Source organism: Achromobacter sp. D7-1, assembly GCF_059760445.1.
In genome coordinates, this window is record NZ_JCBAMT010000026.1 from 1 (window position 1) to 10,871 (window position 10,871).

The 10,871-nt window shown below is 65.3% G+C and carries 11 protein-coding genes; 5 read left to right on the plus strand and 6 right to left on the minus strand.

Annotation, left to right across the window (positions count from 1 at the left end; all coding sequences use genetic code 11):
- Positions 1-338: 338 nt before the first annotated feature.
- On the minus strand, positions 339-1,175 hold the full coding sequence (locus tag AC6LKD_RS13530) for an IclR family transcriptional regulator (protein ID WP_498116519.1): 837 nt from the start codon (positions 1,173-1,175) through the stop codon (positions 339-341).
- A gap of 62 nt (positions 1,176-1,237) precedes the next feature.
- Here AC6LKD_RS13530 and AC6LKD_RS13535 point away from each other — a divergent pair, with 62 nt between their 5' ends.
- The 4 genes from AC6LKD_RS13535 to AC6LKD_RS13550 all read left to right on the plus strand — a co-directional run bounded on the left by AC6LKD_RS13535 (position 1,238) and on the right by AC6LKD_RS13550 (position 5,826).
- Complete coding sequence (locus AC6LKD_RS13535; protein ID WP_498116520.1) at positions 1,238-2,485, plus strand: CaiB/BaiF CoA transferase family protein; 1,248 nt, start codon at positions 1,238-1,240, stop codon at positions 2,483-2,485.
- Positions 2,482-3,717 carry a CaiB/BaiF CoA transferase family protein gene (locus AC6LKD_RS13540; RefSeq protein WP_498116521.1) on the plus strand — a complete coding sequence of 412 codons (1,236 nt, stop codon included), beginning with the start codon at positions 2,482-2,484 and terminating at the stop codon, positions 3,715-3,717. The genes AC6LKD_RS13535 and AC6LKD_RS13540 overlap by 4 nt, the downstream gene beginning before the upstream one ends.
- A gap of 82 nt (positions 3,718-3,799) precedes the next feature.
- Positions 3,800-4,576, plus strand: a complete 777-nt coding sequence (locus AC6LKD_RS13545; protein ID WP_013391671.1) for an enoyl-CoA hydratase/isomerase family protein — start codon at positions 3,800-3,802, stop codon at positions 4,574-4,576.
- Between the two features lie 419 nt (positions 4,577-4,995).
- Positions 4,996-5,826, plus strand: a complete 831-nt coding sequence (locus AC6LKD_RS13550; RefSeq protein ID WP_498116522.1) for a tRNA threonylcarbamoyladenosine dehydratase — start codon at positions 4,996-4,998, stop codon at positions 5,824-5,826.
- 9 nt (positions 5,827-5,835) lie between these two features.
- Here AC6LKD_RS13550 and AC6LKD_RS13555 read toward each other — a convergent pair whose 3' ends face one another.
- Genes AC6LKD_RS13555 through AC6LKD_RS13565 form a run of 3 tightly spaced genes read right to left on the minus strand, consistent with a single transcriptional unit; the run spans position 5,836 to position 7,900 of the window.
- Complete coding sequence (locus AC6LKD_RS13555; protein ID WP_013391673.1) at positions 5,836-6,147, minus strand: non-heme iron oxygenase ferredoxin subunit; 312 nt, start codon at positions 6,145-6,147, stop codon at positions 5,836-5,838.
- Between the two features lie 17 nt (positions 6,148-6,164).
- Positions 6,165-6,638, minus strand: a complete 474-nt coding sequence (locus tag AC6LKD_RS13560) for an aromatic-ring-hydroxylating dioxygenase subunit beta (RefSeq protein WP_013391674.1) — start codon at positions 6,636-6,638, stop codon at positions 6,165-6,167.
- Between the two features lie 2 nt (positions 6,639-6,640).
- Entirely contained in the window at positions 6,641-7,900 is a 1,260-nt protein-coding gene (locus tag AC6LKD_RS13565) for an aromatic ring-hydroxylating dioxygenase subunit alpha (RefSeq protein ID WP_492276045.1), read from the minus strand.
- A gap of 210 nt (positions 7,901-8,110) precedes the next feature.
- Between AC6LKD_RS13565 and AC6LKD_RS13570 the strand changes: the two genes are divergently transcribed.
- Positions 8,111-9,013 (plus strand): LysR family transcriptional regulator, encoded by a 903-nt coding sequence (locus AC6LKD_RS13570; protein WP_013391676.1) that lies wholly within the window; start codon positions 8,111-8,113, stop codon positions 9,011-9,013.
- On the opposite strand, the gene AC6LKD_RS13575 is transcribed toward AC6LKD_RS13570, so the two are convergent.
- Positions 9,010-9,642: an aminotransferase class IV family protein gene (locus tag AC6LKD_RS13575; RefSeq protein ID WP_013391677.1), complete on the minus strand. Its 633-nt coding sequence runs from the start codon at positions 9,640-9,642 to the stop codon at positions 9,010-9,012. The two genes, AC6LKD_RS13570 and AC6LKD_RS13575, sit on opposite strands and share 4 nt — an antisense overlap.
- Before the next feature lie 89 nt (positions 9,643-9,731).
- Positions 9,732-10,868 (minus strand): aminodeoxychorismate synthase component I, encoded by a 1,137-nt coding sequence (locus AC6LKD_RS13580; RefSeq protein WP_498116523.1) that lies wholly within the window; start codon positions 10,866-10,868, stop codon positions 9,732-9,734.
- Positions 10,869-10,871: the final 3 nt, after the last annotated feature.

The following is a 10,871-nucleotide window of genomic DNA, read 5'->3' on the forward strand; positions in this document are numbered from 1 at the left end:
GCCATGGGCGGGGCAACGATTGCGGTCCGGAGCCTTCGCTCCGGACTGCCCCATCGTCATCCTCGTCCTCGCCTTCGGCGACTCCTACGGATTCCCTCGGGCTTATCGACGCCCCGCGCGCCCCAGGCCCCCGACGCGCCAGACTCCACTTTTGAAACTTCACGTCAACTGGGTCGGGCTGGTCTTCGTAGGGTTCTCGCCGACGGTGGGGATGGGCGAGGATCTTGCGGTGCCCGCCCCAAGAAGCCGCCCGGGCGGCCTCTTGGGGCTTACGCGACGTCTTGCGGTTGGTGATGGCGCTGCGCGCTGGCGAATGTTGGCCTGGTGGTTGACGGCGGCTAGCTGGCTCGGCCAGCTAGTTCGGCCTCGATCTGCGTGACTGCGTCGGTGAGGTAGCCGGCAACCAAAGTGCTGCGATTTTGGTCCAGGCGGGCTGCGATCGCAGTGACGCTGATCGCGCCGACGGGGGCGCCATCCGGTTGGCGTATCGGGACGGCCACCGTTCTGACGCCGGGGATCTCGAGCGCGTCCTTGATGACGTATCCGCGTGCGCGCGCTTCAGCCAGATCGCGCTGCAGTTCCTCGGGGCTGTAGCGCGGGAACCGTTCTTTACTGCGGGCGTCATTGATATCGCAGATTCTTTGCGCTTCGGACTCGGACAAGGCGGACAGGATCGCCAGGCTGCCGCCGCCCACCGTAAGCGGTCGGCGGCGGCCGACATCCAGGATCAGGGCCTTGATCGGAAAGCTTCCCTCGGCTCGATCCATGCAGACGCCGTCGAACTTGGAGCGCTCGATGAGAAAGACCGTATCGCCGGTCTGTTCCGCCAACACTCTCAAGTACGGATGGCATACGTCTCGAACGGCCATTCGCGGCGCGGCGGCAAGGCCCATTTCGTACATGGCGGCGCCAAGAAAATAGCGCTTGCTGGCGGCGTCCTGCCGCAGCATTCCTTCACTGAGCAAGCCTTGCAAGATGCGATGGACAGTGGGCTTCTCGATCTCACTCATTCTGTGCAGGTCGGTCAGTCGCAATCCCGTCCGGTTGTGCGTCGTGATCAGGCGCAGCAGCGCCATGGCGCGCCGAAGGGCCTGCGTGCCTGTGGCCGACTCGCGATCAGAAGGGGGCGGTTTTGGCATTTTCAATATATGGACCAAATTCCAAAGGCCAAGCATACCCAATCCACGAGGTACTGCGTAGAGTCTGCTCGTCCGCTCGTTAATGATGAGTCCAATATATGGAAAATAGAATTTCTAGGCAGACGGCCTTGCAAGGGCTGCGCGTCCTGGACTTCTGCACGCATGCGACGCAGTACTGCGGGAAGCTGTTAGCCCAACTCGGAGCAGAAGTGATCCTCGTCGAGCCTCCGGCCGGGTCTGCAACCAGGCGCAACGGGCCGTTCATCGGCGATGAGCCTCACACGGAACGCAGCTTGTCGTACGCGTACCTCAACCAGGGCAAGAAGAGCGTCTGCCTGGACCTCTCCCGGCCAGAAGGCCGTGATCTGGCGCTGCGGCTGGCCCAGACTGCCGACATCATGATTGAGGACCAGGGCGTAGGCGTGCTGGAGCGCTTCGATCTGGGCTATGCAGACCTCTGCGCGGTACGCCCCAGCCTGGTTCTGACCCGCATCAGCCCTTACGGCCTGACAGGGCCGTATGCCACGTATGCCGGCGATGACCTCTCCACCTTGGCGATGGGCGGATTGCTGTATCTGGGCGGCTATCCCGATACGGAACCGCTAGCCGCATACGGGCAGCAAGCCTACCTGGCGGCGGCGCAGTTCGCTGCAGTGGGTTCCTTGATCGCACTGTGGGAATGCGAAACCCATAGTGGCAGCGGACAGTTGGTCGACGTGTCGATACAAGAGTGCGTATCGATGGCCTTGGAGAATGCGGCACAGTTCGTCGACCTCGAGGAGACCGTGCGGCGCCGGAATGGCGGCCAGCAACGCCAGGCGGGAACCGGCGTATTTTCGTGCCGCGACGGCATGGTCTACCTGATGGCGGGCGGAATCGCCGCCAATCGTTTTTGGGCCGCCACGGCCAAATGGCTCATGGATGCCGGCGCTCCCGGCGCTGCCTCGCTGCTGGAGCCGCAGTGGCAGGATCCCGAGTTTCTTGCGAGTGACGGCGCCAAGGAAAAATTCGAGCAAATTTTCCTGCCGTACGCCGCCACCAGAACAAAGGCGGAACTGTACGCGGACGGGCAGCAGAGACGAATTCCCATTTGCCCGGTCAGCACCAGCGCGGACCTCTTGGTCAATCCGCAACTCCGGCATCGGCATTTCTTCCAGATGACGGCACACCCGTACACGGGCGCGTCCTTCGCCGTGCCTGGCGCTCCCTATCGCCTGACTGAAACGCCGTGGCAGCTGGGCGCTCCAGCTCCCCGCCTCGGAGAACACACGGCATCGATCTTGAGTGAACTTGGAATTGAATTCATGGACCAGGAAATCTTGCTGCTTTCGGGGGTCACTGCATGATGAGCGGCAGCAAATCAGCGGGGCCGCTTAGCGGCATCACCATCATCGATTTCACCTGGATAGGCGCGGGCTCCTTCACCACCAAGTTGTTTGCGGATTTCGGCGCCGATGTCATCAAGATCGAGAGCGCCGATCGCCTGGACTCGTTGCGGCAAGCCAAACCATTCAAGGACGGCCTGCCGGGCGTGAATCGCAGCGGCTACTTCGCCGACCGCAACTCCAGCAAGCGCAGCATCACCTTGAACCTCAAGTCTCCAGAGGCCTTGTCGGTGGTGCTGGAGCTGATCAAGGGCGCCGATGTCGTCGCCAACAACTTCACCCCTGGCGCCATGGACCGTTTGGGCCTGGGATACTCCGCGGTACGCGACTGCAACCCATCCATCATTTACCTGGCAATGTCGATGCAGGGCGATGAAGGGCCGCAGGCCAGCTACCTGGGTTACGGCCTGACCATGGGGGCGCTAACCGGCCTGCAGCACTTGTGCGGCCTGCCCGGCCGTCCGCCCGCGGGAACCGGCACCAACTTTCCCGACCATATTCCCAACCCCACACACGCCGCCGTCGCCGTGCTATCGGCATTGCGCCATCGCCGCCGTACAGGCAAAGGACAGTACATCGACCTCGCGCAGATCGAACCCACGATCGCGCTTCTTGGCACCGCGGTCGCCGAATACTCCGCCAATGGCCGGGTCGCGGCTGCACGCGGCAATCTGCACGAGCCGTTTTCTCCGCACGGAGTCTATCCATGCGCGGGAAAAGATCGCTGGATCGCCTTGTCCGCCAAGAACGATCGCCAGTGGCATGGACTACAGACCGCGCTGGGCAACCCCGTCGCGCTGCAAAACGCCGACTACGGGACGCCTGGCCTGCGCCTGCGCCATCGTTCCCAACTGGACCAGGACATCGCCCGCCTGACCAGAGGCGAGGCCGGCCACGCCCTGATGGAACGAGCGCAGGCGCAAGGGGTACATGCCGGACTGGTCCAAGACGCGGCGGACGTTCTACGCAACGACCCCCAACTCGCGCATCGCGGCCATTGGCGCTGGCTGGATCATCTTGAGATGGGCGTGTCCGTCTACAGCGCGCCGCCCATGAAGCTTTCCCGGACGCCTGGTGATGCGAGGTCTCCAGCGCCTTTGCTGGGACAGCACACAGACCAGGTCTTGAAAGAGCGGCTCAGGCTGAGCGACGCCAGGATTGCCGAATTGCGCGGCATCGGAGCGCTGCGATGAATCCGGCACGGAAGGCGCCGGCCTACGCCGCGAATTGCATTGGAAAGCGGCTGCCGTCCAGGCCAGGAACAGAGGATGCATCATGACAGTACATACCCATGTGGACGACGGCGTCGCAACCATCACGCTTGATCGCCCGGAGGCGATGAACGCCATAGACCCCGAGACGCGGGCAGAGCTCCGCACGGCATTGGCAGACATCTCCAACGATGACACGATCCGTGTGGTGATCTTGACCGGGGCTGGCGACAAGGCTTTCAGCACGGGCTCCGATCTGAAGAAGACCATGCCCCCAAAAGAAAGCTTCGCGGAGCTGACTTTCGGCCGCAATCAATCCGACTCCATCATTGCCGCCATGAAAATCGCACAGCCGATCATCTGCGCCATCAACGGCCATGCGATTGGAGGAGGGCTGGAGCTCGCGCTCGCTTGCGACATCCGCATCGCTTCAAGAGACGCCAGCTTCGGATTGTCCGAAGTCCGCATCGGCAGCATACCCAGCGGCGGCGGAACGCAGCGTCTGCCACGGGCCATCGGATTATCCAGCGCAATGCTCCTGCTACTTACCGGTGACCGCATCGACGCCGACGAAGCGCTGAGAATAGGACTGGTCAGTCGTATCGCCCCGGCCGAGGACCTTCTGCCCATGGCTCAGGCCATAGCCCGCCGTATTGCATCGAACGCGCCGCTCGCCGTTCGAGCCGTCAAGCGATTGGTCCGGGAAGGCATGGAAATGCCGCTCGATGGCGCGATCGAACTCGAACGCTACGCCTTCGGCGTGCTGCGGGACACGCAAGACCGCATCGAGGGGCGACGCGCATTTCAAGAGAAGCGGGCGCCGCAATATCGCGGACGCTAAGCCATCACTTGGCCCCATCTGCTTCGAATGCCACGCTCGCCCGTAGCACCCCCCACATATCCACAGACGCCCCGCACAACACCCATATGCCAAAGCAGGCCGCCCGCGCGGCCGTCTTTGGCGTCCCTGCAAGATCTTTTTCTCTCCCCAACCGGGGAGAAGAATGCCAAGAACACCGCCCGCCCCAGCGGCCGGCAAGATTCAAAAGCGGAGCCTGGCGCGGCGGCGCCCTGGGTGGCGCGGGGCGTCGATAAGCCCGAGGGAATCTGAAGGAAAGGCCGCAGGCCTTGACGAAGATGACGATGGGGCAGTCCGGAGCGAAGGCTCCGGACCGCAATCGTTGCCCCGCGCCACCCAGGGCGCCGCCGTGCCAGGCGTCTTAAGAACCCGACCGTCCGCCTGCAATAAAATACGTCCCCATGAACACCCCAGAATCCCAAGCCGACCTCGACCGCCGCTTCGGCAGCCTTTCCCGCCTGTACGGCCCCGAAGCCCCGACCCGCCTGCGTAACGCCCACGTGGCAATAGCAGGCCTGGGCGGCGTAGGTTCCTGGACCGTCGAAGCCCTGGCGCGCTGCGGGGTAGGTGCGCTGACGCTCATCGACCTGGACCATATCGCCGAATCCAACGTCAACCGCCAGATCCACGCGCTGACCGAGACGCTCGGCCAGTCCAAGGTCGATGCCATGGCCGAACGCGTGCTGGCCATCAACCCGGAATGCCGGCTGACCCGGGTAGATGACTTTGTGTCGCCCGAGAACGTCGCCCAGGTCCTGCCCGGCCCTTACTCCGTCATCATCGACTGCACCGACCAGGCCGCGGCCAAGATCGCGATGATCCTGCATGCGCGCGAAATCGGCGTGCCCATGCTGTTATGCGGCGGCGCCGGCGGCAAGACCGATCCGCTAGCCCTGCGCGCCGGCGACCTGTCCGCCGCGGTCAACGACGCCCTGCTGTCCAAGCTGCGCAACAAACTGCGCCGCGAACATGGTTTTCCGCGGGCCTCCGACCAGAATGGCAAAGCCTTGAAGCGCGTGCCGAAGATGGGCATCCACGCCCTGTGGTTCGACCAGCCCGCCATCCTGCCCGACACCTGGACCCGCCCCACCGAAGGCGAGGACGACATGGGCGCCTCGGGCCAGGCCCTGGCGCCGCAAGGCCTGTCCTGCGCCGGTTATGGCTCGGTCGTGACCGTCACGGCCGCCATGGGCATGGCGGCAGCCAACGAAGCCCTGCGCCTGGCCGTCTGAACCGCTGTCCTACAACGCCACGAACACCACGCCGTCCTCGATCCTGACCGGATAAGTGGCAATGTTCTCGCGCAGCGGCGAACAGAGCGCGCGTCCATCGCGCACGTCAAAGCGTCCCTGATGCAGCGGACATTCGATTTCATGCCCCATCAGGAAGCCATCGCACAGCCGCGCATTGCCGTGCGTACAGAGGTTGGCGGTGGCGTAGACCTCGCCGTCCACGCCATACAGCGCGATTTCGCGGCCGCCGGCCTGCACGGCGATGACGTCTTCCTCAGGCACTTCGTCCCGCGCGATGGCCTTGATCCATTGCGTGCTCATAGCTGTCATGTCCTTGGTCAGATGGGATAGATAAGCGAATTCGGCACCAGCTCGCTGTCGAAGATGCACAACCGCGATTCGAACTTGAGCCCGTCCGGGCCGCGCCGAACCACGTCCAGGTAGCGGCCCACGTTGAACACCGTGGTCAGCTGGCTGGGCTTGGTGCGGAACACGGCGTAATTGGCTTCGGACTCGATGCGGTCGCCCTGCACCGACAGCACGCGCGGCGCGCCCACCACGTGGCGCTGGTAGTAGGGATCGTGGAAAATGGTGTCGGTGGCGCCGTAGATGCGGTCCTTCAGCATGCCGCGGCTTTCGAACGCCATGGTTGCCAGCGGATAGCCGCGCTCGTGGTTCTCGCGCGGCAGCACCTTGTACACGCAGTCCTCCAGGAAGAACTCGGGCCACTTCTCCCATTCCTCCGCGTCCAGCGCGGCGGCGTAGTCGTTGTACAGGCAGGTCAGTTGGTAGTAGAGGGAAAAGTCCAGCATCGTCAGGCCTCCATGACCCGCCGCCAATACGCGTACATGCCGCGGATCAGCGTTTCCGTGACCATGTGGTCGGTGTTCTCGGCGGTCTTGCCGCCCAGTTCCGCCACGCTGCGGTGCCAGGGCTTTTGTTCAAAGCCCGATTGCGAGAATTCGATGACCTCGCCATCGTCCGCCGACACGAAGCCCGCCGGGCCGAACAGATTGGCCTGGCGCAGGCGGCGGCGCGTCATCTCGGGCGTGTCCTCGGCGAAGCCGAAATGCGTCCAGACGAAGTCGAAGGCGTCGTGGCCCACCGGCTGGATGTGGCGCGTGGACAGCGAGTTCACCTGCTGCTGGATGATGACGCTGGGGAACAGCGTCATCAGCACGGCGGTGGGGCCGTTCCACCAGGGTTCCGGCACGATGTCCAGGAAGCGGTCGTCGTTCAGCGACATCTGTTCCTTGAAGCTGGACACCCCGCTGGTCACGCTGCCCTTGCCCCCCTGGCCGCGCGTCGAGATCATGGCGGCGTGGCGCAAGTGCTGATCCATCTTCAACTCGGAGCGGTTGTCCGCCCGCCACAGGCCGAAGGTGACGAACCAGGTGTGCAGCAGGCCAGGATGATAAGGATCCTTGATGTTCTCCTGCATCAGCTTCCAGTTGCCCGGGATGCGCTGGCGGCTGTAGCCATGGATCACCAGTTCGCGGCCATCGAAGACGCGGTCGAAGTAATGCAGGATGTCCGGACCCAGATAGTCCTCCAGCGGCTCCACGTCGTGGTCGAACGAGGCGAACACCACGCCGTTGCGGCAGGCCACGGCCAGCTTGGTCAGGCCGTGCTCTTCCGGCTTGAAGTCGGGCGGCATGCCGCCATTGACCTTGCCGTCCTGCTTGACGCCGCGGCGGAACGGCACGCCGATCAGGTTGCCCTGCAGGTCGTAGTTCCACTGGTGGTACGGACAGACGAATTCGCTGCGGTTGCCGGAACGCTCGCGGCAGAACTGCACGCCGCGGTGGGCGCACACGTTCTCCACCACGCGCACCTGGCCGTCGTTGTCGCGCAGCAGGATGACCGAGCGTTCGCCCACGGCCGTGCGCTTGAAATCGCCCGGGTTGGGGATCTCGGCTTCCAGGCCCACATAGCTCCAGTGCGCGCGATAGAAGAACCGCTCCATTTCCCGCTGGTGCAGGGCGGCGTCGGTGTAGACGCCGAAGGGGATGCGGTGGGATCCGTCGGTTTGCCAGCGCGGGGCGAATTCGATCGGTTGCTCGGGGGCATTCATGATCCGCTCCGGCGACAGGGCGCGGCGGCGGGCAGCGTACAGGCACGCATGGCAGTCTCCTTGGTTCGGCGGACCGCGGGGGCGGTCCGGCAGAGCCGGCGCGGCATGGGCGCTGGCGTTTGTTGCATCATCGGGCAGGCTGTGAAATAAATAAATAGAATCTGCATGATGAGATAAATCACCAGAATCAATATTGGTGGAGACAAGCCGATGAACCTGCAAGACGTGGACCTGAACCTGCTGGTGGTCTTCAATGAACTATGGAAGCACGGCCGGGTGTCCGCCGTGGCCGAGAGCCTGGGCATCTCGCAACCCGGCGTCAGCAATGCGCTGGGCCGGCTGCGCAAGCTGCTGGGCGACGAGTTGTTCCTGCGGACCTCGCGCGGCATGGTGCCCACGCCCTATGCGCAGGACCTGGCGCAGCCCATCGCCGCCGCGTTGGAAGCGCTGCACAGCACCCTGAACGCCCGAGCCGCGTTCGACCCGGCGCACAGCGGACGCGCCTTCGTGATCGGCGTGAACGACGTGGGCGAAAGCTACTTCCTGCCGCGGTTGATGCGCGCGCTGGACCGCGCCGCGCCGAATGTCACGGTGCGCACCGTGCGCACCACCTCGATCGACGTGAAGGACGAAATGGAGCGCGGCCGCATCGACTTGGCCATGGGCTTCCTGCCCGACCTGAATAGCGGCTTCTTCCAGCGCCTGCTGTTCCGCCAGCCCTATGTGTGCATCTTCCGCCGCGATCATCCCCTGGCGCGCACCGGCGTATCGGCCCGCCAGTTCCGTGCGGCCGAGCACGTGGCCATCGCGTCGGAAGGCACGGGCCATGGCGTGGTGGATCAGGTGATAGGGCAGGCCGGCATCCGCCGGCGCCTGCGCCTGACGGTGCCGCACTTCATCGCGGTGGGGCCGGTGCTGGCCGCCACCGACATGATCGCCGTGGTGCCGCAACGCTTCGCCGACTGCGCCTGCGGCCCGTTCGGCCTGGCGACCGCGCCCTGTCCGGTGAAGATCCCGGAGTCGGTCATCAATGTGTTCTGGCACGCCCGCAACCACCGCGAGCCGGCCAACCAGTGGCTGCGGCAGGTGGTGGTCGACGAGTTCGCGGACTAAGCCTCGCGCAGCGTGACGGGAAGCCAGCCGCGCAGCGCGTTGGAGAGGCGGATTTCCTCGGCGGCGTGCAGGTCGGCCAGGGTCAGCACGCGTTCCTCCACCTGGCCCGTTTCCAGCAGTTCGGCGCGCTGCACGCCCGGCAGGCAGCCGCTGTCCACGGGCGGCGTGTACCAGTCACCATCCAGGCGCAGATAGACGTTGCTGCGGCTGCCTTCGCAGAGTTCACCGCGTTCGTTCAGATACAGCAGGTCGAAGATGTGAGGATGCGAGGGCAGCCATTCGATGGTCTTGGTGTACCAGGGGCGGTAGGTGGTCTTGTAGCGCAGCAGCGGCTCGGAAGAGCGCAGCGCTTCGGGCGCCAGCATGGCTTCCTGCACGGCCGGCAGGGGTGGCAGCGGCGCGGTCTGGATGTTGCGGCTGCCGTCGCGCGCCACCAGCAGGCGCAGCCGGTACGGCCCGGGGGTGGACAGGCCCAGCGCGGTGATCATGATGTCGGCCTCGACGGCCCGGCCGCCCCAGCCATAGCCCAGGGCCTTGCAGGAGGTTTCCAGGCGCTTGAGGTGGCGCGCCAGCAGCGGCACGCGGCGTTCGGCATCGACCAGGATGGTCTCGATCAGTTCGGGTTGCATGGGAGTCTCCTGGTGTGTAGATGCCGCGGGCGCGCTCTATCCTACTACCGATGTCCGCGCCGGTGGCGCGGGCGCCAGGGCAGGCGGCTTCAGGTCCGCAGGATTCGGGCTTTCCAATGGCATTCCTGCCATTCTTCGGCCGGGTCGGAATCGTGCACGATGCCGCCGCCCACGCTGTAGATCCCATGTCCGGCCTGGTCCAGCACCAAGGTGCGGATCGCGACGTTCAGCGAGAAGTCGCCGTCGGGCGCCAGCCAGCCGATGCTGCCGCAATACAGGCCGCGCGGTGCCGTCTCCATCTGGCGGATGCGGCGCATGGCCGCCACCTTGGGGGCGCCGGTGATGGAGCCGCAGGGAAACAGCGCGCGCAGCACCTCTGCAAGCGTAGCCCGCGGCGCCAGCGCCGATACCGTGGAGGTCATGGTCCAGACCGTGGGGTAGCGCTCCAGCGAGAATAGGGCGTCGACCCGCACCGAGCCCGGCTCGGCCAGCCGGCCCAGGTCGTTGCGCAGCAGGTCCACGATCATCAGGTTTTCGGCGCGGTTCTTTTCGCTGGCGAGCAGCGCCTGGCCCAGTCGTTCGTCCTCGGCCGGATCGGCGTGGCGCGGGGCCGTGCCTTTCATCGGTCGAGTGGTCAGGCGCGGGCCGTCGCGGCGCACGAACAGTTCGGGCGAGAACGACAGCACCGTGCGTTCGCCATCTTCGATGTAGGCGCCGTGCGCCACCGGGTTGCGGGCCGCGATGCGCCGGTACAGCATGGCCGCGTCGCCCTGGAACTGCAGGTCCAGCGGCTGCGTGTAGTTCACCTGATACAGCTCGCCGTCGCCGATCAGGCCGCGGATGGCGTCGATCTGGCGCACGTAGTCCGCCTCGGTCATGCGCGGCGCGGGCAGGCTGATGGCGGCGGGCGCGCTGCCGGGTTCCGGCGCGTCCCAGGGCGCTTCGTCCTGCTTGCGTTCGAACACCAGCGCCGTCAGGCGTGGCTTGCCGTCATCGCGCGGCGGCGTCCAGGGGCCGGCGGGCGGCGCCATGGCGGCCTCGGGAAGCAGCCATTCGCCCAGTTCGTAATCCAGCAAGAGGGCGATCCAGCGGCCCTGCCGCCGCTGCGCCTCGATGGCGGCCAGGGCGGGGGCGACCTCGGCGGCGCAGCGCGCCTCGATCCGCGAGCACAAGCCCTCGAACCGTAGCGCGCGGCCGGCCAGCCGGTCTTCAAAACGACATTGCATGCT